Source organism: Pseudomonas sp. PS01300, from assembly GCF_029960155.1.
GTDB classification, from domain to species: domain Bacteria; phylum Pseudomonadota; class Gammaproteobacteria; order Pseudomonadales; family Pseudomonadaceae; genus Aquipseudomonas; species Aquipseudomonas palmensis.
Genome location: NZ_JASCPN010000003.1, coordinates 23,479 through 46,907, shown reverse-complemented (window position 1 = coordinate 46,907; position 23,429 = coordinate 23,479). Strand labels below are relative to the sequence as shown.

General features: G+C 63.9%; 22 protein-coding genes. 16 read left to right on the top strand and 6 right to left on the bottom strand.

All coding sequences use genetic code 11. From position 1 onward, the window contains the following. Nucleotides 1–100: 100 nt before the first annotated feature. Nucleotides 101–1,069 carry an OmpA family protein gene (locus QMX96_RS02550; RefSeq protein ID WP_282361148.1) on the bottom strand — a complete coding sequence of 323 codons (969 nt, stop codon included), beginning with the start codon at nt 1,067–1,069 and terminating at the stop codon, nt 101–103. Nucleotides 1,070–1,200: 131 nt separating this feature from the next. On the opposite strand from QMX96_RS02550, the gene pyrC reads away from it, so the two are divergent. Together pyrC and rnt are read left to right on the top strand one after the other, a co-directional pair. Then, the gene (pyrC, locus tag QMX96_RS02545) at nt 1,201–2,247 is read left to right on the top strand and encodes a dihydroorotase (protein ID WP_043861973.1); all 1,047 of its coding nucleotides are present in this window, start codon (nt 1,201–1,203) and stop codon (nt 2,245–2,247) included. A 53-nt stretch (nt 2,248–2,300) separates the two neighbouring features. Continuing rightward, on the top strand, nt 2,301–2,912 hold the full coding sequence (rnt, locus tag QMX96_RS02540) for a ribonuclease T (RefSeq protein ID WP_173925077.1): 612 nt from the start codon (nt 2,301–2,303) through the stop codon (nt 2,910–2,912). 110 nt (nt 2,913–3,022) lie between these two features. On the opposite strand, the gene QMX96_RS02535 is transcribed toward rnt, so the two are convergent. After that, nucleotides 3,023–3,625, bottom strand: a complete 603-nt coding sequence (locus QMX96_RS02535; RefSeq protein WP_043861975.1) for a peroxiredoxin C — start codon at nt 3,623–3,625, stop codon at nt 3,023–3,025. Nucleotides 3,626–3,861: 236 nt separating this feature from the next. On the opposite strand from QMX96_RS02535, the gene QMX96_RS02530 reads away from it, so the two are divergent. Next, nucleotides 3,862–4,080: a bacterioferritin-associated ferredoxin gene (locus QMX96_RS02530; RefSeq protein WP_043861976.1), complete on the top strand. Its 219-nt coding sequence runs from the start codon at nt 3,862–3,864 to the stop codon at nt 4,078–4,080. 201 nt (nt 4,081–4,281) lie between these two features. Beyond that, the gene (gene bfr, locus QMX96_RS02525; protein WP_043861977.1) at nt 4,282–4,752 is read left to right on the top strand and encodes a bacterioferritin; all 471 of its coding nucleotides are present in this window, start codon (nt 4,282–4,284) and stop codon (nt 4,750–4,752) included. A gap of 140 nt (nt 4,753–4,892) precedes the next feature. Here the strand turns inward: bfr and grxD are convergent, their stop codons facing one another. Beyond that, nucleotides 4,893–5,228 carry a Grx4 family monothiol glutaredoxin gene (gene grxD, locus QMX96_RS02520; RefSeq protein WP_038999109.1) on the bottom strand — a complete coding sequence of 112 codons (336 nt, stop codon included), beginning with the start codon at nt 5,226–5,228 and terminating at the stop codon, nt 4,893–4,895. A gap of 92 nt (nt 5,229–5,320) precedes the next feature. Further along, complete coding sequence (locus QMX96_RS02515) at nt 5,321–7,429, bottom strand: molybdopterin oxidoreductase family protein (RefSeq protein WP_229589974.1); 2,109 nt, start codon at nt 7,427–7,429, stop codon at nt 5,321–5,323. A 390-nt stretch (nt 7,430–7,819) separates the two neighbouring features. Here QMX96_RS02515 and argF point away from each other — a divergent pair, with 390 nt between their 5' ends. Together argF and QMX96_RS02505 are read left to right on the top strand one after the other, a co-directional pair. Further along, nucleotides 7,820–8,740 carry an ornithine carbamoyltransferase gene (argF, locus tag QMX96_RS02510; protein ID WP_043861979.1) on the top strand — a complete coding sequence of 307 codons (921 nt, stop codon included), beginning with the start codon at nt 7,820–7,822 and terminating at the stop codon, nt 8,738–8,740. Beyond that, nucleotides 8,737–9,846, top strand: coding sequence for an ABC transporter ATP-binding protein (locus QMX96_RS02505; protein WP_043861980.1), 1,110 nt, complete (start codon nt 8,737–8,739; stop codon nt 9,844–9,846). The genes argF and QMX96_RS02505 overlap by 4 nt, the downstream gene beginning before the upstream one ends. An 82-nt stretch (nt 9,847–9,928) precedes the next feature. Here the strand turns inward: QMX96_RS02505 and QMX96_RS02500 are convergent, their stop codons facing one another. Further along, nucleotides 9,929–10,708, bottom strand: a complete 780-nt coding sequence (locus QMX96_RS02500) for a PhzF family phenazine biosynthesis protein (RefSeq protein WP_282361147.1) — start codon at nt 10,706–10,708, stop codon at nt 9,929–9,931. 92 nt (nt 10,709–10,800) lie between these two features. Continuing rightward, nucleotides 10,801–11,271: a Cys-tRNA(Pro) deacylase gene (ybaK, locus tag QMX96_RS02495; RefSeq protein ID WP_282361146.1), complete on the bottom strand. Its 471-nt coding sequence runs from the start codon at nt 11,269–11,271 to the stop codon at nt 10,801–10,803. A 302-nt stretch (nt 11,272–11,573) separates the two neighbouring features. Here ybaK and QMX96_RS02490 point away from each other — a divergent pair, with 302 nt between their 5' ends. The 10 genes from QMX96_RS02490 to QMX96_RS02445 all read left to right on the top strand — a co-directional run bounded on the left by QMX96_RS02490 (nt 11,574) and on the right by QMX96_RS02445 (nt 23,418). Beyond that, complete coding sequence (locus QMX96_RS02490; RefSeq protein WP_043861983.1) at nt 11,574–12,425, top strand: MIP/aquaporin family protein; 852 nt, start codon at nt 11,574–11,576, stop codon at nt 12,423–12,425. Nucleotides 12,426–12,491: 66 nt separating this feature from the next. Further along, on the top strand, nt 12,492–13,991 hold the full coding sequence (gene glpK / locus QMX96_RS02485; protein WP_043861984.1) for a glycerol kinase GlpK: 1,500 nt from the start codon (nt 12,492–12,494) through the stop codon (nt 13,989–13,991). A 162-nt stretch (nt 13,992–14,153) separates the two neighbouring features. Continuing rightward, on the top strand, nt 14,154–14,909 hold the full coding sequence (locus QMX96_RS02480; protein WP_043861985.1) for a DeoR/GlpR family transcriptional regulator: 756 nt from the start codon (nt 14,154–14,156) through the stop codon (nt 14,907–14,909). A 172-nt stretch (nt 14,910–15,081) separates the two neighbouring features. After that, nucleotides 15,082–16,620 carry a glycerol-3-phosphate dehydrogenase gene (glpD, locus tag QMX96_RS02475; RefSeq protein WP_282361145.1) on the top strand — a complete coding sequence of 513 codons (1,539 nt, stop codon included), beginning with the start codon at nt 15,082–15,084 and terminating at the stop codon, nt 16,618–16,620. 339 nt (nt 16,621–16,959) lie between these two features. Further along, on the top strand, nt 16,960–17,874 hold the full coding sequence (locus tag QMX96_RS02470; RefSeq protein WP_043861987.1) for a glutamate/aspartate ABC transporter substrate-binding protein: 915 nt from the start codon (nt 16,960–16,962) through the stop codon (nt 17,872–17,874). Nucleotides 17,875–17,973: 99 nt separating this feature from the next. Then, complete coding sequence (locus QMX96_RS02465) at nt 17,974–18,720, top strand: amino acid ABC transporter permease (protein WP_043861988.1); 747 nt, start codon at nt 17,974–17,976, stop codon at nt 18,718–18,720. Beyond that, nucleotides 18,720–19,391: an ABC transporter permease subunit gene (locus QMX96_RS02460; protein WP_043861989.1), complete on the top strand. Its 672-nt coding sequence runs from the start codon at nt 18,720–18,722 to the stop codon at nt 19,389–19,391. Before QMX96_RS02465 ends, QMX96_RS02460 begins: the two co-directional genes overlap by 1 nt. Further along, entirely contained in the window at nt 19,388–20,122 is a 735-nt protein-coding gene (locus tag QMX96_RS02455) for an amino acid ABC transporter ATP-binding protein (protein WP_043861990.1), read from the top strand. The genes QMX96_RS02460 and QMX96_RS02455 overlap by 4 nt, the downstream gene beginning before the upstream one ends. Nucleotides 20,123–20,188: 66 nt before the next feature. Then, nucleotides 20,189–22,096 (top strand): ATP-binding protein, encoded by a 1,908-nt coding sequence (locus tag QMX96_RS02450; protein WP_043861991.1) that lies wholly within the window; start codon nt 20,189–20,191, stop codon nt 22,094–22,096. Then, nucleotides 22,093–23,418 carry a sigma-54 dependent transcriptional regulator gene (locus QMX96_RS02445; RefSeq protein WP_043861992.1) on the top strand — a complete coding sequence of 442 codons (1,326 nt, stop codon included), beginning with the start codon at nt 22,093–22,095 and terminating at the stop codon, nt 23,416–23,418. The genes QMX96_RS02450 and QMX96_RS02445 overlap by 4 nt, the downstream gene beginning before the upstream one ends. Nucleotides 23,419–23,429: the final 11 nt, after the last annotated feature.

Below are 23,429 nucleotides of genomic sequence, written 5' to 3'. Positions count from 1 at the left end.
ATTCTACCGGCCTTACCGCAGAATTTACAGTGGGGCGACAGCTTGTGACGACAAAGCGACAGAAATTGTCGTCGGCGCGACCGGCGGTCGCACCGTCGAATCAGGCGGCGGGTTTGCCTGCCTGGGCGGCCGGCGTCTGCGTGGGTGCCGGCGCAGGCGGGGTCGCTGCCGGTTCGGCAGGCTTGTGCGGGGCAACCTCTGCGGGCTTCTCGACCGGGGTGACGCGGTCGAGCTGGATGTTCACCCGGCGGTTGCGTGCCCGATTGGCGGCATTGGTATTGGCCGCCAGCGGATAGCGCTCGCCATGAAAGCGCACGGTGATCTGCTCTTCGGGGATGCCATGGGCCTTGAGGTAGTCCTGCACCGCCAGGGCGCGGCGACGCGAGAGGTCACGGTTGGTCAGGCGGTTGCCGCTGTTGTCGGAGTGGCCATCGAGCTCGATGTGGTTGACCGTGGGGTCGGCCTTGAGGAAGTCGATGATCACGTCCAGGCGGGCACGTGCATCGGCATCCAGATCGATACCGCCGCCCGGAAAGCCCACGCGTGCCTGGCGCACCTGGTCATAGTTCATCGGCAGCAGCTTGGCCGCACAGGCCTGGTAGTCACCGTAGGCACGGTTGAACTTCACCGGCAGCACGCGCACTTCCATGCTGCGCCCGGCTTCGCCGGTGTAGTTGCGCACCACGGTGCTGCGCCCGTCCAGCAGGCCATTGATGAGCCGGCTGGCCTGGCCCTGGGAGCTGTTGAACAGCACGCCGCTGCGCGCCATGCGCACCGTGCCCAGGTTGATGTCGCCACGCCCGGGCTGCCACGGTGCGGCGGCGGCCAGCAGGGTCGCGGAGCCGGCGCCCAGCACATTGCTGGTGGAGCGCAGCTGGAAGGTGGCCTGCTCGCCCGCGCGGCGCACGAACTCGCCGCTGCCGAAATCGGCGATCGGCTGGATCAGCCGGCATTCGAACTGATCGCCCTCGACCTTCCACTCGACGTTCTCCACGCGAGTCTGGAAGGTGAGTGCCACGGCCGGCAGGCTGGCAAACATACTGAGCAGGGCTAGGTAACGCTGGCGCACGGGCGGCTCCACAAATTTCTTACGGCATACCTGCAAGCTATCGGACGCCCTGCGCAAAACTTGATAGCGAGTGCTCGGATCGGGCTTTTCCGGTAGCATTCACCGGGAGTTCGAACCGCCTGGAATCCCCAATGTCCGACCGCCTGACCCTCCTGCGTCCCGACGACTGGCACATCCATCTTCGCGATGGCGCTGTATTGCCCCATACCGTCGGCGACGTGGCGCGCACCTTTGCCCGCGCCATCATCATGCCCAACCTGGTACCGCCGGTACGCAACACTGCCGAAGCCGACGCCTATCGCCAGCGCATCCTGGCCGCCCGCCCTGCCGGCAGCCGCTTCGAACCGCTGATGGTGCTGTACCTCACCGACCGCACCCAGCCCGAGGACATTCGCGCGGCCAAGGCCAGCGGATTCGTGCATGCCGCCAAGATGTACCCGGCCGGCGCGACCACCAACTCGGACTCCGGCGTGACCAGCGTCGACAAGATTTTCCCGGTGCTCGAAGCCATGGCCGAGGTGGGCATGCCACTTCTGGTGCACGGCGAAGTGACCCGCCCCGAGATCGACGTGTTCGATCGCGAGAAGCTGTTCATCGACGAGCATCTGCGCCGTGTGGTCGAACGCTTCCCCACGCTCAAAGTGGTGTTCGAGCACATCACCACTGCCGAAGCCGTGCAGTTCGTCAACGAGGCCCCGGCCAACGTCGGCGCGACCATCACCGCCCAGCACCTGCTGTACAACCGCAACCACATGCTGGTGGGCGGTATTCGCCCGCACTTCTACTGCCTGCCGATCCTCAAGCGCAACACCCACCAGGTGGCTCTGCTCGACGCAGCCACCAGCGGCAGCAGCAAGTTCTTCCTCGGCACCGATTCGGCGCCCCACGCCCAGCATGCCAAGGAAGCCGCCTGCGGCTGTGCCGGCTGCTACACCGCGTTCGCCGCCATCGAGCTGTACGCCGAGGCGTTCGAACAGCGCAACGCGCTGGACAAGCTGGAAGGTTTCGCCAGCCTGCATGGCCCGGCGTTCTACGGCCTGCCGGCGAACACCGACCACATTACCCTGGTCCGCGAAAGCTGGACCGCCCCAGGCAGCCTGCCGTTCGGCGAGCAGACTGTCATCCCGCTGCGCGCCGGTGAGCAACTGCGCTGGCGCCTGCTGGAGGAGACTGTGTGAGCGACGATTACGAAGACGACCAGGAAGGTCAAGGCGGCGGTTCGCGCCATCCGATGGCAGAGCGCTTTCGCGGCTACCTGCCGGTGGTGGTGGATGTTGAAACCGGTGGTTTCAACTGCGCTACCGATGCACTGCTGGAAATAGCCGCAGTCACCATCGGCATGGACGAAAAGGGCTTCCTGTTCCCGGAGCACACCTATTTCTTCCGCGTCGAACCCTTCGAGGGCGCCAATATCGAACAGGCGGCTCTGGACTTCACCGGCATCAAGCTCGATCACCCGCTGCGCATGGCGGTCAGCGAAGAGTCGGCGCTGACCGACATCTTCCGCGGCGTGCGCAAGGCCCTCAAGGCCAATGGCTGCAAGCGCGCGATCCTGGTGGGGCACAACAGCAGTTTCGACCTGGGCTTCCTCAACGCGGCCGTGGCGCGCCACGACATGAAGCGCAACCCCTTCCACCCGTTCTCCAGCTTCGACACCGCCACCCTGGCTGGCCTGGCCTATGGTCAGACCGTGCTGGCGCGGGCCTGCCAGAGTGCCGACATCGACTTTGACGGGCGGGAGGCACACTCGGCGCGCTACGACACCGAGAAGACGGCCGAGCTGTTCTGCGGCATCGTCAATCGCTGGAAGGAAATGGGCGGCTGGCAGGACTTTCGCGACTGACCGCTTCGCCGGCCGGCGCCTGCAGACGCTACGCGACGCAGGAGCCAGCCTTGCTGGCGAACAGGCATAAAAAAACCGGCCACCAGGGCCGGTTTTTTCATGCGTGGCGCTTACAGCTTGCCAGCATTCTCGCTCAGGTAGGCAGCAACGCCTTCTGGCGAAGCGGTCATGCCCTTGTCGCCTTTTTTCCAGTTGGCAGGGCAGACTTCGCCGTGCTCTTCGTGGAATTGCAGCGCGTCGACCAGACGGATCAGCTCTTCCATGTTGCGGCCCAGCGGCAGGTCGTTGACGATCTGCGAACGGACAACACCCTTGTCGTCGATCAGGAACGCGCCACGGAAGGCCACGCCGCCTTCGGACTCGACGTCGTAGGCCTGGGCGATTTCGTGCTTGAGGTCGGCAGCCATGATGTATTTGACCGGGCCGATACCGCCGGCGTTGATCGGGGTGTTGCGCCAGGCGTTGTGGGTGAAGTGCGAGTCGATCGAAACGGCGATCACTTCAACGTTGCGCGCCTTGAAGTCGTCCATGCGGTGATCCAGGGCGATCAGCTCGGACGGGCAGACGAAGGTGAAGTCCAGTGGGTAGAAGAACACCAGGCCGTACTTGCCCTTGATAGCCGAAGCCAGGTTGAAGCTGTCGACGATCTCGCCGTTGCCCAGTACTGCAGGTACGGTGAAGTCCGGGGCGTTTTTGCCTACGAGCACGCTCATTCGATATCTCCTGATGGTATTGAATGGTTTGCGCAGCCGACCCGCAGGTCCGCTGGCATGACACAAGAACTGCCCATCATACACCGACCGACGCCGTGCGCCGAGCGAATGCCAGCCCACTGCCAGACTGACCGCCGGTCGCTCTGGAACGGGCCTCTGCACAAGGTACTTTGACAAGCATTCTCATTAGCATTAAGCTCCCCGACATCAAGCCTTTACCAGCGATGGTCTCCCTTATGTATGTGTGTCTTTGTGTTGGTGTTACCGACGGACAGATCCGCGATGCGATTTACGAAGGATGCTGCAGCTACAAGGAAGTCCGTGCCGCCACCAACGTGGGCACCCAGTGCGGCAAATGTGCCTGCCTGGCCAAGGAAGTGGTACGTGAAACCCTGACCAAACTGCAGGTCAGCCAGGCCGCCCTGCCTTATCCGGTAGAATTTACCGCAGCCTGAAAACAGCGAATTTGAAGAACCGGACCTCGTGTCCGGTTTTTTTATGCCTGCAATTCAAGTAGTTAGGCTTAAAACGCGGAACACAAACATTCTTATTCCGATTAATTTTCATTTATTATTCAATAACTTAGGTTTGACACTGGAAGTTGTCGGGCTCAGACTCGTGCTTATCGACACACTTACGCAGGGCAGGACCCCATCATGAAAGGCGACGTTAGCGTCATCCAGCATCTCAACAAGATCCTCGGAAACGAGCTGGTCGCAATCAACCAATACTTCCTGCATGCGCGCATGTACGAAGACTGGGGTCTGGAAAAGCTCGGCAAGCACGAATACAAAGAATCCATCGACGAGATGAAACACGCTGACAAACTGATCAAGCGCATCCTGTTTCTCGAAGGTATTCCCAACGTCCAGGACCTGGGCAAGCTGCTGATTGGCGAACACACCAAGGAAATGCTCGAGTGCGACCTGCGCCTGGAGCAGAAAGGCCTGATCGACCTGAAGGCGGCGATTGCGCATTGCGAGACCGTGGGCGACTTCGGCAGCCGCGAACTGCTCGAGGACATCCTCGAGGCCGAGGAAGAGCATATCGACTGGCTGGAAACCCAGTTGAGCCTGATCGACAAGGTCAGCCTGGAAAACTACCTGCAGTCGCAGATGGGCGAGTAATCACGCCCAACCGGCTGCAACCAGAGCCCCGCCTGTGCGGGGCTTTTTTTCGCCTGAGGTAACCGGCCTTGCCGGCCACCGGGCCCAGGCAGGCACAAAAAAGCCCCGCAGATGCGGGGCTCTTCAGTGCAGAACCGGATTCAGGCCTTGGCCGCCTCGGCCTTGGCAGCGGCGTCCTTGATCAGGGTCTGCAGCTCGCCGTTGGCAAACATCTCGGCCATGATATCGCTGCCGCCGACCAGCTCACCGCCCACCCACAGTTGCGGGAAGGTCGGCCAGTTGGCGTACTTGGGCAGGTTGGCGCGGATTTCCGGGTTCTGCAGGATATCCACGTAAGCGAACTTCTCGCCACAACCCATCACGGCTTGCGCCGCCTTGGCCGAAAAGCCGCACTGCGGGGCATTCGGCGAGCCTTTCATGTAAAGCAGAATGGTGTTGTTGGCAATCTGCTCTTTGATTGTTTCGATAATATCCATGAAGCACCTCGCGGCTGAACTTTCCGACCTGGTTGTCGGCACGGTGACGCATTGTATCGGAAAGCCGAGCGTGACGCTCGGCCTTGCCGATATCAGGCCGCAACCACCTCTACCACCACCCCGTTGAGCGCCGCATTGCCCGATACCGCGTCGCGCTGACGCTCGTCGGTCAGATCGTTGGCACTGGCCCCTGCTTGCGCCTGAGCGATGCCCAGGCGCATGCCTGGCCGCCCGTGGCCGAAGCCGTGTGGCAGGCTGACCACGCCGGGCATCATATCGGTGCTGGCGAGCACCTCCACCTCGATGCTGCCCACGCGCGAGCTGACGCGCACTCGCTGGCCGTCCTGCAACTGCCGGCCGGCCAGGTCGTCGGGGTGCATCAGCAGCTGGTGGCGCGGCTTGCCCTTCACCAGGCGATGGTAGTTGTGCATCCAGGAGTTGTTGCTGCGCACATGCCGACGCCCGATCAGCACCAGTTGCGTGGCGTGGGGCAAAGCTTGCGCGGCGAAGCGCTGAAGGTCGGCCAGGATCACCGCGGGCGCGGCCTCGACACACTGGCTGGCAGTTTTCAGCCGTGCACCGAGGTTGGGCTGCAACGGCCCCAGGTCGATACCGTGGGGATAGCGCTCGAGGGTGTGCAGCGACAGGTCGAACGCGCTGCCCTGGCCATGGGGCCCGCCGCGCAAGCCCAGGTCGATCATCTGCGCGGGTGTCAGGGTCGGTTTGAGCGGCTTGTCGGCCAGTGCCGCGAAGGCCTTGGCCAGGCCGACGAAGATCTCCCAGTCGTGCAGCGCGCCTTCGGGCTTGGGCAGGATCGCCCGGTTGAAGCGGCTGACGTTGCGCACCGCCAGCAGGTTGAAGGTGGTGTCGTAGTGATCGTTCTCCAGCGCCGAGGTGGACGGCAGGATCAGGTCGGCATGGCGCGTGGTCTCGTTGATGTACAGGTCGATGCTGAGCATGAACTCCAGCCCTTGCAGCGCCTGCTCCAGCTGCCGCCCATTGGGCGTGGAGAGCACCGGGTTGCCGGCCACGGTGACGAGTGCGCGCACCTGCCCTTCGCCCTCGCACAGCATCTCTTCGGCCAGTGCCGCCACCGGCAGCTCGCCTGCGTACTCGGGCAGGCCCGACACACGGCTCTGCCAGGCGTTGAAATGCCCGCCGCTGGTACTGGCCACCAGGTCCACTGCCGGCTGGGTGCACAAGGCGCCGCCGACCCGATCCAGATTGCCACTGACCAGGTTGATCATCTGCACCAGCCAATGGCACAGGGTGCCGAAAGCCTGGGTCGAGATGCCCATGCGCCCATAGCACACGGCCTTGTCGGCGGCGGCGAAGTCACGGGCCAACTGGCGGATCTGCTCGGCCTCGATGCCACAGCGCGGGCCCATGGCTTCGGCTGTGAACGGCGCGATTGCCTCGCGCACCGCGTCCAGCCCGGCCACCGGCAGGTGCGTGGTACGGCTCAGGCCTTCCTCGAACAGGGTGTTGAGCAGCCCGCACAGCAGCGCCGCATCAGTGCCTGGGCGCACGAACAGGTGTCGGTCGGCCATGGCCGCGGTCTCGCTGCGCCGCGGGTCGACTACCACCAGCTTGCCGCCCCGTGCCTGCAGGGCCTTGAGGCGCTTTTCGACATCGGGCACGGTCATGATGCTGCCGTTGGAAGCCAAGGGGTTGCCGCCCAGAATCAGCATGAAGTCGGTATGGTCGATGTCCGCAATCGGTAACAGCAGGCCATGGCCGTACATCAGGTAGCTGGTCAGGTGCTGCGGCAACTGGTCGACCGAGGTCGCGGAAAAGCGGTTGCGCGTCTTGAGCAGGCCCAGGAAATAGTTGCTGTGGGTCATCAGGCCGTAGTTGTGCACGCTGGGGTTGCCCTGGTACACCGCCACCGCGTTCTGACCATGGCGCTGCTGCAGGGCCCAGAGCTTCCGGGCGGCCAGCGCGAACGCCTCGTCCCAGCCGATGGCCTGCCATTGCTCGCCGATGCGGCGCATGGGAGTACGCAGGCGGTCCGGATCGTTCTGGATGTCCTGCAACGCAACGGCCTTGGGACAGATATGGCCACGGCTGAAGGTGTCCAGCGCATCGCCCTTGATCGACGTGATGCGCGGCGCCTGCCCAGGCTCATGGGCCACTTCCAGGGTCAGGCCGCAGATGGCTTCGCACAGATGACAGGCACGGTGATGCACGCTTTTGCTCATGGCCGCCTCTTGTTGTGGGTCTGATTAGCGACCTCGACTATGGCCCTGCCCCGCCCCCCTCGCCAGTGACGTTCGTGGCGTGAATCGCCCGGCATCAGGCAAGGCGATGGTCGCGGCGCGCTGGTACCTGTACCGCGCATGCGTTGCAAAGGCCTCGGCGGGCAGTGTACAAAGCCTGTCCGGCCCAATAAAAAGCGTCACCCAACGGCTTGCAACACATTCGGCAACGTCGAGTTCGCAGCCCCCACTTGGTAAGACGCGACATTTAATTATAGTATTGCGCCTTTCCCTATTTCGTCGCCCCGTGCGGCTTTCGCCGCAGGTCACTTCCGTTGTTTTCGAAAACCGGCTTTTGATGATCTGCGGTCTGTTGCAAAAAGGTAGTCAATGATGAGCGCTAGGCACTTTCTCTCCCTGATGGATTTCACCGCCGAAGAACTGGTCAGTGTGATCCGCCGAGGGATCGAGCTGAAGGACCTGCGTAACCGCGGCGTACTCTTCGAACCCCTGAAAAACCGCGTGCTGGGCATGATTTTCGAAAAATCGTCCACGCGTACCCGGCTGTCGTTCGAAGCCGGCATGATCCAGCTCGGTGGCCAGGCCATCTTCCTGTCGCCACGCGACACCCAGCTGGGCCGTGGCGAGCCGATCGGTGACTGCGCCATCGTCATGTCGCGCATGCTCGACGCGGTGATGATCCGTACGTTTGCCCACAGCACGCTCACCGAGTTCGCCGCCAATTCGCGGGTACCGGTGATCAACGGCCTGTCCGACGACCTGCACCCGTGCCAGCTGCTGGCCGACATGCAGACCTTCCTCGAACACCGCGGCTCGATCCAGGGCAAGACCGTGGCCTGGGTGGGCGATGGCAACAACATGTGCAACAGCTATATAGAAGCGGCCATCCAGTTCGACTTCCAGCTGCGCATCGCCTGCCCCGAGGGCTATGAGCCCAACCCGGCGTTCGTGGCCCAGGCCGGCGAGCGCGTGCAGATCGTGCGCGACCCCAAGGACGCCGTGCGCGGTGCACACCTGGTGAGCACCGATGTCTGGACTTCCATGGGCCAGGAGGAGGAAACTGCACGGCGCCTGGCGCTGTTTGCGCCTTACCAGGTCAACCGCGAACTGCTCGACCTGGCGGCTGCGGATGCCCTGTTCATGCACTGCCTGCCCGCCCACCGTGGCGAGGAAATCAGCCTGGACCTGCTCGACGACCCCCGTTCGGTCGCCTGGGACCAGGCCGAAAACCGCTTGCATGCACAGAAGGCGCTTCTCGAATATCTTGTCGAACCGGCCTATCACCACGCATGAGTCAACCTCTACTGCTTAACCTGCGCGACCTCGCCTGCGGCTATGGCGAGCAGCGCATCGTCCAGAACCTCAACCTGCACCTCAACGCCGGCGACATCGGTTGCCTGCTGGGTTCCTCGGGGTGCGGCAAGACCACCACGCTGCGCGCCATCGCCGGTTTCGAGCCGGTGCACGAGGGCGAGATCAGCCTGGCGGGCGAAGTCATCTCCAAGGCCGGCTTCACCCTGGCCCCGGAGAAGCGCCGCATCGGCATGGTGTTTCAGGACTACGCGCTGTTCCCGCACCTGACCGTGGCCGAGAACATCGCGTTCGGCATCGGCAAGCACCCGCGCCAGCGCCAGGTGGTCGATGAAATGCTCGAGCTGGTGAAGCTGGACAAGCTTGGCGGGCGCTACCCGCACGAGCTGTCCGGCGGCCAGCAACAGCGTGTGGCCCTGGCCCGTGCCCTGGCACCCGAGCCGCAACTGCTGCTGCTGGACGAGCCGTTCTCCAACCTCGACGTGGAACTGCGCCGACGCCTCAGTCATGAGGTGCGTGACATCCTCAAGAGTCGCGGCACCAGCGCGATCCTGGTCACCCATGACCAGGAAGAGGCCTTTGCCGTCAGCGACCATGTGGGCGTGTTCAAGGAAGGCCGCCTGGAGCAGTGGGACACCCCGTACAACCTCTACCACGAACCGTTCACACCGTTCGTGGCCAGCTTTATCGGCCAGGGCTATTTCATCCGTGGCCAGCTGACCAGCCCCGAATCGGTGCAGACCGAACTGGGCGAGCTGCGCGGCAATCGGGCCTACACCCTGCCCCAGGGCAGCGCGGTGGATGTGCTGCTGCGCCCGGACGACATCGTGCATGCGCCCCACAGTGCCTTGAAGGCAAGCATCGTCGGCAAGAGCTTCCTCGGTGCGTCCACCCTGTACCGCCTGCAACTGGGTACCGGCAGCCAGCTCGAAGCGATCTTCCCGAGCCATATCGACCATCAGGTCGGCGGCGAGGTGGGCATTGAAGTGGCGGCGGACCACCTGGTGCTGTTCCCGGTGGCCGGCACGGTGCCGGCACAACTGCCGGTGGCGGAGAACGGCGTGCGACGCTACAGCGCGGCGCTCTGATAACGCTTCGCCAGCAAGGCTGGCTCCTACAGGAAATTGCCTGGCCTACTGTAGGAGCCAGCCTTGCTGGCGAAAAGGGCCGCTAGAGGAACAACGTCCCGCTCGCCACCCGCGTCGCATACCCGCCAATCTTCACCCGCGCCCCCTCCAGGCGGCAGAACAGCTCCCCGCCCCGCGCGGAACACTGCACCGCGTGCAGCTCATCCTCGCCCAGGCGCTGCGCCCAGTAAGGGATCAGCGAGCAGTGCGTGGAGCCGGTCACCGGGTCTTCAGGGATACCGATCCCCGGCGCAAAATAGCGCGACACAAAATCATGCTCGCGCCCTGGCGCCGTGACAATCACGCCCAGCCCCGGCAACGGTACCAGCGCCGCCATGTCAGGGCGACAATCCCGCACCGCCTGTTCGCTTTCGAGCACCACGAACAGTTCATTGGTCTGCCACACCTCGACCACCGGGCACCCCAGCGCCTGCGCCACCGGCGGCAGCTCGGCCAGCGGCTGCGGGTCGTAGCGCGGGAAGTCCAGCACCAGGCGCCCCGCCTCGCGGCTCACGGTCAGCGGCCCCGAACGGCTGTCGAACGCCAGGCGCTCGGCATCTTCCCCATACACCTCGAACAGCACATGCGCGCTGGCCAGGGTCGCATGCCCGCACAGCGGCACTTCGGTGGAGGGCGTGAACCAGCGGATGCGCCAGCGCTGCGCCTCGCGCACGACGAATGCGGTTTCGGCCAGGTTGTGCTCGGCCGCAATCTTTTGCATCAGTTCATCGGGCAGCCATTGCTCCAGGCGATACACCATCGCCGGGTTGCCGCTGAAGGGTTGGGAACTGAAGGCATCGACCTGGTGAAATTCAAGCTGCATGGGTTGGCTCCTGCATGGGAAGGCAGCGAGCATGCCTGCCCGGGCGCTCGCGCTTCCATATACAGAATGGCCGGATTTGGAGGATACAGATGCTACTCGCGGCCGATCGCCGCAAAGCTGCCCCGGGTGTGCTCGGCCAGCACCGCCGCCGCCAGTTCCACCTCCAGCCCGCGCCGCCCAGCGCTGACATGAATGGTTTCGAACTGCTGCGCCGAAGCATCGATGAAGGTGCGCAGGCGCTTCTTCTGCCCCAGCGGGCTGATCCCGCCCACCAGGTACCCGGTGGAACGCTGTGCGGCCATCGGGTCGGCCATTTCGCACTTCTTTGCACCCGCCGCATGGGCCAGGGCCTTGAGGTCCAGGCTGCCCACCACCGGCACCACCGCCACCAGCAACTCGCCCTTCTCGGTGCTGGCCAGCAGCGTCTTGAACACCCGCGCTGGCTCCAGGTTGAGCTTCTCGGCGGCTTCCAGGCCGTAGGAAGCCGCCTTGGGGTCGTGTTCATAACTGTGGGTGCGGTGTTCGGCGCGGGCTTTCTTGAGCAAATCCAGGGCGGGGGTCATGCAGGGCTCCAGGCAGGGTGATCGGTCTCCAGTCGCTGGCTACTTTAGGGCAAAACGCCGGAGCCAACCATTACCCGCCCGGTTGCCACCGACACCACCTGAGCCACCGGCAGTCAGAATATGAATGGCAGTTCACTTTCGACCTTTGACATCAGCGTTTCTTGTCTATATTTTTTCGATTCTGAATATCGAACTGCCCCAATACCGTGCAGTTCTGCCGTCAACCCGACCAGAATGGGGATTCTGCTCGGGTTTTTGTCGAGCGCACACGCGCCTCACAACAACAAGAACCGAGGTCACGAATGACGACTGCTCTACGACAACCAACGCTGTCTGCCCAATGCATGGCCGAATTCCTCGGCACCGCATTGCTCATCTTTTTCGGTACCGGCTGCGTCGCGGCACTCAAGGTCGCGGGCGCCAGCTTCGGCCTGTGGGAAATCAGCATCATCTGGGGCGTGGGGGTCAGCATGGCGATCTACTTCACCGCCGGGGTGTCGGGTGCACACCTGAACCCGGCCGTGAGCATCGCCCTGAGCCTGTTCAGCGGCTTCGAAAAGCGCAAGCTGCCGTTCTACATCGTCGCCCAGGTGGCCGGTGCCTTCTGCGGCGCGGCGCTGGTATACACCCTGTACAGCAACCTGTTCTTCGATTACGAACAGACCCACGCCATGGTGCGCGGCAGCACCGCCAGCCTGGAGCTGGCCTCGGTGTTCTCCACCTATCCGCACCCGTTGCTGTCCACCGGCCAGGCATTTCTGGTGGAGGCCGTGATCACGGCCATCCTGATGGCGGTGATCATGGCCCTTGCCGACGACAGCAACGGCCTGCCCCGGGGCGCACTGGCACCACTGCTGATCGGCCTGCTGATCGCGGTGATCGGCAGTGCCATGGGCCCGCTGACCGGCTTTGCGATGAACCCGGCGCGCGACTTCGGCCCCAAGCTCATGACCTTCCTGGCCGGCTGGGGCAACGTGGCCTTTACTGGCGCACGTGACATTCCCTATTTCCTGGTTCCCATCATTGCGCCGATCATAGGTGCAAGCGTGGGTGCCGCCCTGTATCGCGGCGTGATCGCGCGCAACTTGCCCACGGCAGACGGCGCGAACGCCCAGACCGACGACAACGCTCGGGGCAAGACCCAGGCCTCCTGATGCCGAACCGGCGAGCCAGGCTCGCCCTGCCCCGACTTCCACCTTTTCGAGTGCAAGGCCCACACCATGACCGACACCCCGAACAAGCACTACATCATTGCCCTGGACCAGGGCACGACCAGTTCACGCGCGATCATCTTCGACCGTGACGCCAACGTGGTCGGCACCTCGCAGCGCGAGTTCGCCCAGCATTACCCCCAGGCCGGCTGGGTCGAGCACGACCCGATGGAGATCTTCGCCACCCAGAGCGCGACCATGGTCGAAGCACTGGCCCAGGCGGGCCTGAGCCACGACCAGGTGGCGGCCATCGGCATCACCAACCAGCGCGAGACCACCGTGGTGTGGGACCGCGAAACCGGTCGCCCGGTGTACAACGCCATCGTCTGGCAGTGCCGACGCAGCACCGAGATCTGCGAGCAGCTCAAGCGTGACGGCCACGCGGACTACATTCGCGAAACCACCGGCCTGGTCACCGACCCGTACTTCTCGGGCACCAAGCTCAAGTGGATCCTGGACAACGTCGACGGCGTGCGTGAGCGCGCCGAACGCGGCGAGCTGCTGTTCGGCACCGTGGATACCTGGCTGATCTGGAAGTTCTCCGGCGGCAAGGTGCATGTCACCGACTACACCAACGCCTCGCGCACCTTGATGTTCAACATCCACACCCTGGAATGGGACGAGAAGATGCTGCAGGTGCTGGGCATCCCGAAGCAGATGCTGCCCCAGGTACGCTCGTCGTCAGAGGTGTACGGCCACACCAAGAGCGGCATCGCCATTGCCGGCATCGCCGGCGACCAGCAGGCTGCGCTGTTCGGCCAGATGTGCGTGGAGCCGGGCCAGGCCAAGAACACCTATGGCACCGGCTGCTTCCTGCTGATGAACACCGGCGACAAGGCCGTGCAGTCGTCCCATGGCCTGCTGACCACCATTGCCTGCGGCCCGCGCGGCGAAGTGGCCTATGCCCTGGAAGGCGCGGTTTTCAACGGCGGCTCGACCGTGCAGTGGCTGCGTGATGAGCTGAAGATCGTCAACGACGCCCACGACACCGAGTACTTCGCCAGCAAGGTCAAGGACAGCAACGGCGTGTACCTGGTGCCGGCATTCACCGGCCTGGGTGCGCCGTACTGGGACCCGTACGCGCGTGGCGCCCTGTTCGGCCTGACCCGCGGGGTCAAGGTCGACCACATCATCCGCGCCGCGCTGGAGTCGATCGCCTATCAGACCCGCGACGTGCTCGACGCCATGCAGCAGGATTGCGGCGAGCGCCTGAGCGCACTGCGGGTGGATGGTGGCGCGGTGGCCAACAACTTCCTGATGCAGTTCCAGGCCGACATTCTCGGCACCTGCGTGGAACGCCCGCAGATGCGCGAAACCACTGCGCTCGGCGCCGCCTACCTGGCCGGCCTGGCATGTGGCTTCTGGAGCGGGCTGGACGAGCTGCGCGGCAAGGCCATCATCGAGCGCGAGTTCACTCCGCAGTTGGAGGAGGCGCAGAAAGAGAAGCTGTACGCCGGCTGGCTGAAGGCGGTGGACCGTACCCGCGACTGGGAACCGCACGAGGAATAAAACCTGCGCAGGCTTCTTCGCCAGCAAGGCTGGCGCCTACACTGTAGGCGCCAGCCTTGCTGGCGAGGCGCCCACAGGATCGTTTCAGCCAGCCCCGCGCTGGCGCCCGCCCCCATCCTGCGGCAACATGCAGATTTGCCCGGCAGCCCAAAAGGACCGCCCATGAATCTGCCCCCTCGCCAACAACAAATTCTCGAGCTGGTCCGCGAACGCGGCTATGTCAGTATCGAGGAAATGGCGCAGCTGTTCGTTGTAACCCCGCAAACCATCCGCCGTGACATCAACCAGCTGGCCGAAGTGAACCTGCTGCGCCGCTATCACGGTGGCGCGGCCTATGACTCGAGCATCGAGAACACCGCCTACGCCATGCGTGCCGACCAGATGCGCGACGAAAAGCAGCGTATCGCCGAAGCCATCGCCGCGCAGATCCCCGATCACGCCTCGCTGTTCATCAACATCGGCACCACCACCGAGTCCATCGCCCGCGCCCTGCTCAACCACAACCACCTGAAGATCATCACCAATAACCTGCATGTGGCCTCCATCCTCAGCGCCAAGGACGATTTCGAAGTACTGCTGGCCGGCGGCAACGTGCGCCGCGACGGCGGTGTGGTCGGGCAGGCCAGCGTCGACTTCATCAACCAGTTCAAGGTCGACTTCGCCCTGGTCGGCATCAGCGGCATCGATGAAGACGGCAGCCTGCTCGACTTCGATTACCAGGAAGTGCGCGTGTCCCAGGCCATCATCGCCAATGCGCGCCAGGTGATCCTCGCCGCCGACTCCAGCAAGTTCGGGCGCAACGCCATGGTGCGCCTGGGCTCGATCAGCCTGATCGACTGCCTGGTGACCGACCAGCCTCCCGTCGCCGCCCTCGCCCAGTTGCTCAACCAGCACAAGATCCGCCTGGACGTGGTGTAGCGCCATCGCGGCCCTCGCAACGGGGGTCGCTCGAATGTTCATAATTTTTCATTTATTTATCATCCGATCAGTATTTTCTATTGAAAGCGACTGGCGGGCGCCATTTTGTTGCGCTACCATTTTCGCAAACGAACATTAATGTTCATATTCGATAGAAATCAGAGGCCGCCTCGTGTCCCAGTCCAGCTCGCCATTGCCCGCCCTTGCCGAAATCTACGACGTTGCCGTGATCGGTGGCGGCATCAACGGCGTCGGTATCGCCACCGATGCGGCCGGACGCGGCCTGTCGGTACTGCTCTGCGAGAAGGACGACCTGGCCAGCCATACGTCCTCGGCCAGCAGCAAGCTGATCCACGGTGGCCTGCGCTATCTGGAGCACTACGAGTTCCGCCTGGTGCGCGAAGCGCTGGCAGAACGCGAAGTGCTGCTGGCCAAGGCGCCGCATATCGTCAAGCCGATGCGCTTCGTGCTGCCGCACCAGCCGCACCTGCGTCCGGCCTGGATGATCCGCGCCGGCCTGTTCCTGTATGACCATCTGGGCAAGCGCAAGCAGCTGGGCGCCTCGCGCAGCCTGCGCTTCGGCCCGGGCAACCCGCTCAAGCCGGCCATCACCCGCGGTTTCGAATACGCCGACTGTGCAGTGGACGACGCCCGTCTGGTGGTGCTCAACGCCATGGCCGCGCGTGAGTTGGGTGCGCACATCCTCACCCGTACCCGCTGCGTCAGCGCACGGCGCGTGGGCAAGCTGTGGAACGTGCAGCTCGAACGCCCCGACGGCAGCCAGCAGACCATCCAGGCCCGCGCCCTGGTGAACGCGGCCGGCCCGTGGGTGGCCAGGTTCATCAAGGACGACCTCAAGCTGGAGGCGCCCTACGGCATTCGCCTGATTCAGGGCAGCCACCTGATCGTGCCCCGGCTGTACGAGGGCGAGCATGCCTACATCCTGCAGAACGAAGACCAGCGCATCGTGTTCGCCATCCCGTACCTGGAGCGCTTCACCCTGATCGGCACCACCGACCGCGAGTACAGCGGCGACCCGGCCCAGGTGAGCATCACCGAGGCCGAGACCGACTACCTGCTCAAGGTTGTGAACGCGCACTTCAACCACCAGCTGGGCCGCGCCGACATCCTCAGCACCTATTCCGGTGTGCGCCCGTTGTGCAACGACGAGTCGGACAACCCCTCGGCGGTCACCCGCGACTACACCCTGGCCCTGTCGGCGTCTGCCGGCGAGGCGCCGCTGCTGTCGGTGTTCGGCGGCAAGCTGACCACCTACCGCAAGCTGGCCGAATCGGCCATGGCCGAGCTGGCGCCGTACTTCACCCAGATGACCGGTAGCTGGACCGCCACCTCCAGCCTGCCGGGCGGTGAACAGATGACCACGCCGCAGGCGCTGTGCGACGAGATTCTCGCGCGCTTCGGCTGGCTGCCAGCGGATATCGCCAAGCGCTGGGCGCTGACCTACGGCACCCGCGTATGGCGCCTGCTCGAGGGCGTCCAGGGCCCGGACGACCTGGGCGATGCGATTGGTGGCGGGTTGTTCACCCGCGAGGTGGATTACCTGTGCAGCGAGGAATGGGCGGTCAGCGCCGACGATATCCTGCTGCGGCGCACCAAGCTGGGGCTTTTCACCAGCCCGGCCGAACAACAGGCTCTGCGGGTTTACCTGCAACGGGTAGAACTGAGCCGCGGGCGCATTCAGGCGGCCTGACACCGCCAAACCGCATCGCGGGTCAAGCCTGCTCCCACAAGGTCAGCAAACCAGTGGGAGCGGGTTTGACCCGCGATGAGGCCACTAAAGCACTATCTGTTCGGTTTCCCGAACGAACCATTGGCCCTTAATCGGAAACCCGGACATCCCTCCCCCGCCATACCCCGGCAAAAAATGCCCGCCGCCGCTATTTGCATGGGGTTATGATCAAAATCAGAGTTTGGCATGAGTCATGCTCTACACTCAGTACCCGAATGCGCAACCGCTTCATTGCTGTGTTCGCTGAACGAAAGAGCCCGCCAACGGCTCAATAAGAAAAACAACGTCGAGGAAAATTTGATGCGTATCGTTCCCCATCTGTTGGGCGCCGCCATGGCGACCGCTTTGATCAGCACGCCGGCCCTTGCCGCCGAACTGACCGGCACCCTGAAGAAAATCAACGACTCGGGCACCATTACCCTGGGGCACCGCGACGCTTCCATCCCGTTCTCCTACATCGCCGACGCTTCGGGCAAACCCGTCGGTTACTCCCACGACATCCAGCTGGCTATCGTCGAGGCCCTGAAAAAGGACCTGAACAAGCCGGACCTGAAGGTCAAATACAACCTGGTCACCTCGCAGACCCGCATCCCGCTGGTGCAGAACGGCACCGTTGACGTCGAGTGCGGTTCCACCACCAACAACCTCGAGCGCCAGCAACAGGTCGACTTCTCGGTCGGCATCTTCGAGATCGGTACCCGCCTGCTGTCCAAAAAGGATTCCTCCTACAAGGACTTCCCGGACCTGGCCGGCAAGAACGTGGTGACCACCGCCGGTACCACATCCGAGCGCATCCTCAAGTCGATGAACGCCGACAAGCAGATGAAGATGAACGTCATCTCCGCCAAGGACCACGGCGAGTCGTTCCAGATGCTCGAGTCCGGCCGCGCCGTGGCCTTCATGATGGACGACGCCCTGCTCGCCGGCGAAATGGCCAAGGCCAAGAAGCCGACCGACTGGGCCGTGACCGGTACCCCGCAGTCCTATGAAATCTACGGCTGCATGGTGCGCAAGGGCGATGCCCCGTTCAAGAAAGCGGTCGATGACGCCATCGTCGCCCTGTACAAGTCGGGTGAGATCAACAAGATCTACGACAAGTGGTTCAACCAGCCAATCCCGCCTAAAGGCCTGAACCTGATGTTCCCCATGAGCGACGAGCTCAAGGCGCTGATCGCCAATCCTACCGACAAAGCTGCAGACGAAAAGAAGTCCTGACCCCCAGCTAGTTAGTGTCTAACCTTTCATCCGAGGGCGCCCAGCGCCCCCGGATGCTCGAAGGTGCCCGTGAAACAACCGATCTGAGGGGAGACCCCGATGAATTACAACTGGGACTGGGGCGTTTTTTTCAAGTCCACCGGCGTTGGCAGCGAGACCTACCTGGACTGGTATATCACCGGCCTGGGCTGGACCATCCTGATCGCCGTTGCCGCCTGGATCATTGCGCTGCTGCTGGGCTCGGTGCTCGGCGTCATGCGTACCGTACCGAACCGTCTGGTGTCGGGTATCGCCACGTGCTACGTGGAACTGTTTCGCAATGTGCCGCTGCTGGTGCAGCTGTTCATCTGGTACTTCCTGGTACCCGACCTGCTGCCCGAAGGCCTGCAGGAGTGGTACAAGCAGGACCTCAACCCGACCACCTCGGCGCTGATCAGCGTGGTCATCTGCCTGGGGCTGTTCACCGCTGCACGGGTGTGCGAGCAGGTGCGCACCGGCATCCAGGCACTGCCCCGTGGCCAGGAAGCCGCTGCCCGCGCCATGGGCTTCAGCCTGCCGCAGATCTACAACAACGTGCTGCTGCCGCAAGCCTACCGGATCATCATTCCGCCGCTTACCTCCGAATTCCTGAACGTGTTCAAGAACTCCTCGGTGGCGTCGCTGATCGGCCTGATGGAGCTGCTGGCACAGACCAAGCAGACCGCCGAGTTCTCGGCCAACCTGTTCGAGGCCTTCACCCTGGCCACGCTGATCTACTTCACCCTGAACATGGGGCTGATGCTGCTGATGCGCCTGGTCGAGAAGAAAGTCGCGGTGCCGGGCCTGATCTCCGTGGGGGGTAAATAATGGACATGGATTTCAGTGGAATCGTGCCAGCCCTGCCGGGCCTGTGGAACGGCATGAAGATGACCCTGCAGCTGATGCTCATGGGCATCATTGGCGGCATCGCGCTGGGTACCGTGCTGGCACTGATGCGGTTGTCGTCGAGCAAGCTGCTGTCGCGCCTGGCCGGCGCCTACGTGAACTACTTTCGCTCCATCCCGCTGCTGCTGGTGATCACCTGGTTCTACCTGGCGGTACCGTTCGTGCTGCGCTGGATCACCGGCGAAGACACCCCGGTGGGTGCGTTCACCTCCTGCGTCGTGGCATTCATGATGTTCGAGGCGGCGTACTTCTGCGAAATCGTGCGGGCCGGCGTGCAGTCGATCTCCAAGGGCCAGATGGCGGCTGCCCAGGCACTGGGCATGAACTACGCGCAGACCATGCGCCTGATCATCCTGCCCCAGGCATTTCGCAAGATGACCCCGCTGCTGCTGCAGCAGAGCATCATCCTGTTCCAGGACACCTCGCTGGTCTACACCGTGGGCCTGGTGGACTTCCTCAACTCGGCACGGGCCAGTGGCGACATCATCGGGCGCTCCAACGAGTTCCTGCTGTTTGCCGGCGCCGTGTACTTTGTCATCAGCTTCTCCGCTTCCTTCCTGGTCAAGCGTCTGCAGAAAAGGATAACCGTATGATTTCCATCAAGAACGTCAACAAGTGGTACGGCGATTTCCAGGTTCTGACCGACTGCAGCACCGAGGTCAAGAAAGGCGAAGTGGTGGTGGTGTGCGGGCCGTCTGGCTCGGGCAAGTCCACCCTGATCAAGTGCGTCAATGCGCTGGAACCGTTCCAGAAGGGCGACATCGTGGTCGACGGCACCTCGATCGCCGACCCCAAGACCAACCTGCCCAAGCTGCGCTCGCGGGTCGGCATGGTGTTCCAGCACTTCGAACTGTTCCCGCACCTGACCATCACCGAGAACCTGACCATCGCGCAGATCAAGGTGCTGGGCCGCAGCAAGGAAGAAGCCACCAAGAAGGGCCTGCAACTGCTCGAGCGCGTCGGCCTGTCGGCCCATGCGCACAAGCACCCCGGCCAGCTCTCCGGCGGCCAGCAGCAGCGCGTGGCCATCGCCCGCGCCCTGGCCATGGATCCGATCGTGATGCTGTTCGACGAACCCACCTCGGCACTGGACCCGGAAATGGTCAGCGAGGTACTCGACGTGATGGTGCAACTGGCCCACGAAGGCATGACCATGATGTGCGTGACCCACGAAATGGGCTTTGCGCGCAAAGTGGCCAACCGGGTGATCTTCATGGACAAGGGCAACATCATCGAAGACTGCACCAAGGAAGAGTTCTTCGGTGACCAGAGCGTGCGCGACGAGCGTACCCAGCACTTCCTCAGCAAGATCCTGCAGCACTGATGCCGCCCGGTGCCCCTGCCCGGCCCACGCCGGGCAGAGGGCGCTGGTCGTGACAAGGCCACTGTGATGAAATGCGATCCCACGCTCTTTCGCCCAGCCAAGCCTGACCTTGCCGTGAAACCTCGCCTGATCCGCCACCTGTTCCTGCCCCCACTGGTCCTGCTGCTGATGATCGGCCTGGGTGTGATCGGCTACCTGATCAGCGAGCACAACGGCATCCGCACCCTCAGCGAGACCGGCGAGCGTCAGCTTGAACTGCATGCCCGCGCGGTCGAGAGCGAGATCAGCAAGTACACCTACCTGCCCAGCCTGCTGGAACTCGAAGACAGCGTCTCCAGCCTGCTGAACTCCACCGATGGCGACCAGCGCCAGGCGGTCAACGAATACCTCGAAGGGCTCAACCGGCGCAGCCGCAGCCGCGCCATCTATGTGCTCGACACCACCGGCCGGGTGCAGGCCACCAGCAACTGGCGCGACGTCGACAGCTACCTGGGCGAAGACCTCTCGTTCCGTGCCTATTTCCAGAATGCCGTGCGCGGCCAGCCCGGGCGCTTCTACGGCATCGGCAGCACCACCGGCGAACCTGGCTACTACCTGGCCCATGGCCTGGAGGAACACGGCAAGATCATCGGCGTGGCGGTGATCAAGGTGCGCCTGGAAGCCCTCGAAGAGCGCTGGCAGCGAGCCCGCCTGGAAGCCTTCGTCAGCGACGAGAACGGCATCATCATCCTCTCCAGCGACCCGGCGCGGCGGCTGAAGTCGGTGCGCCCGCTGACCCCGGAAATCAAGGAGCGCCTGGCGCGCAGCCTGCAGTACTACTGGTTCCCGCTCAACGAACTGCAGCCGCTGGCGCGCGAGAAGCTCGCCGACGGGGTCGAGAAGCTGACCTTTCCGGCCAATGCCGAACTGGGCGACAGCAACCGCAAGGTCACCTACCTGGCCCAGACCCGGCGCCTGAGCGACACGCCCTGGCACTTCACCCTGCTGACCCCGCTGCAGGACCTGCGCCACGAATCGATGATCCAGGGCGTGCTGGTGGCCGTGGCCTTCGCCCTGCTGGCGATCCTGCTGATAGCCTGGAACGAGCGACGCAAGGTGATCGCCACCCGCCTGGCCGCCCGCGAGGCGCTGGAAGAAGCCAACAACCAGCTCGAACGCAAGATTGCCGAGCGCACCGCCGACCTGCGTGCCAGCAACGAACGCCTCAAGGGCCAGATCCGCGAACGCCGGCACGCCGAGCAGACCCTGCGCCATGCCCAGGACGAACTGGTGCAGGCCGGCAAGCTGGCGGCCATCGGGCAGATGTCGACCAGCATCGCCCATGAGCTGAACCAGCCGCTGGCGGCGCTGCGCACCCTGTCGGGCAACACCGTGCGCTTTCTGCAGCGCGGTGCGCTGGAAACCGCCAGCGCCAACCTGCTGACCATGAACGAACTGATCGACCGCATGGGCCGTATCACCGCCAGCCTGCGCTCGTTCGCCCGGCGCGGCGACGACCGTGGCCAGGCCTCGCTGGAAAAGGCCGTGACCGCCGCCCTGCAACTGCTCAATGCGCGCATCGAGGGCTGTCACCTGAAACTGCACCTCGAGTACGCCGACCAGCAACTGACCATCGACCAGACCCGCCTGGAGCAGATCCTGGTCAACCTGATCGGCAACGCCCTGGATGCCATGGCCGCGGTGCCGCTGCCGCAACTCTGGCTCGAAGGCGAGCTGGTGGGCGACAAGTACCGCCTGCGCGTGCGCGACAACGGCCATGGCATCGACGATGAAGCGCGCAAGCACCTGTTCGAACCGTTTTTCACCACCAAACCGGGCGAGCACGGCCTGGGCCTGGGCCTGACCCTGTCGGCCAGCCTCGCCGCTGCAGCCGGCGGTACCCTGAACGTCGAACACCCCGCCAGCGGCGGTACCGCGTTCGTGCTCAGCCTGCCGCTGGTCGATGCCCCCACTGAACCTGCCGAGTCCCTATGACCCCATCGCCCCTTACCGTCCTGATCGTCGAAGACGATCCGCATGTGTTGCTCGGGTGCCAGCAGGCGCTGGCCCTGGAAGATATCGCCTGCGAAGGCGTCGGCAGTGCCGAACAGGCACTGGAGCGCATCGGCGATGATTTCGCCGGCATCGTGGTCAGCGATATCCGCCTGCCGGGCATCGATGGCCTGGAACTGCTCAGCCGCCTCAAGGCCCGCGACAAGAGCCTGCCGGTGGTGCTGATCACCGGCCACGGCGACATCGACATGGCCGTGGGCGCCATGCGCAACGGCGCCTACGACTTCATGGAAAAGCCCTTCTCGCCGGAGCGCCTGGTGGATGTGGTGCGCCGGGCGCTGGAACAGCGCGGCCTGGCCCGCGAAGTGTTCTCGCTGCGCCGCCAGCTGGCCGAGCGCAGCACTCTGGAGGGGCGCATCATCGGCCGCTCGCCGGCCATGCAGAACCTGCGCGAGCTGATCGCCAACGTCGCCGATACCTCGGCCAATGTGCTGATCGAGGGCGAGACCGGCACCGGCAAGGAGCTGGTCGCGCGCTGCCTGCACGACTTCAGCCGGCGCCAGAGCCAGCCCTTCGTGGCGTTGAACTGCGGTGGCCTGCCGGAGAACCTGTTCGAGACCGAAATCTTCGGCCACGAGGCCAACGCCTTCACGGGTGCCGGCAAGCGCCGCATCGGCAAGATCGAGCACGCCAACGGCGGCACGCTGTTTCTCGACGAAGTCGAGAGCATGCCGCTCAATCTGCAGATCAAGCTGCTGCGCGTGTTGCAGGAGCGCACCCTGGAACGCCTGGGTTCGAACCAGAGCATTGCGGTGGATTGCCGGGTGATCGCCGCCACCAAATCGGACCTGGATGCCCTCGGCCAGACCGGCCAGTTTCGCAGCGACCTGTACTACCGCCTCAACGTGGTGACCCTGGAACTGCCGCCGCTGCGCGAGCGCCGCGAAGACATCCTGCAACTGTTCGAGCACTTCCTGCAGCAGTCGGCCCTGCGCTTCGACCGCGAGGCACCGCCGCTGGACAGCCAGACCCTGTCGCGCCTGATGGCCCATGACTGGCCGGGCAACGTGCGCGAGCTGCGCAACGTGGCCGAACGCCATGCCCTGGGCCTGCCGGCGTTCAAGAAGGCCGGCGCCAATGTGGCGCAGAGCCTTGGCTTTGCCGAGGCGGTCGAGGCCTTCGAGCGCAACCTGCTCAGCGACGCGCTGCAGCGCACCGGCGGCAACCTCAGCCAGGCCAGCCAGGAGCTGGGCATGGCCAAGACCACCCTGTTCGACAAAGTCAAAAAATACGGCCTGGCCTGAGCGAGCGTTTC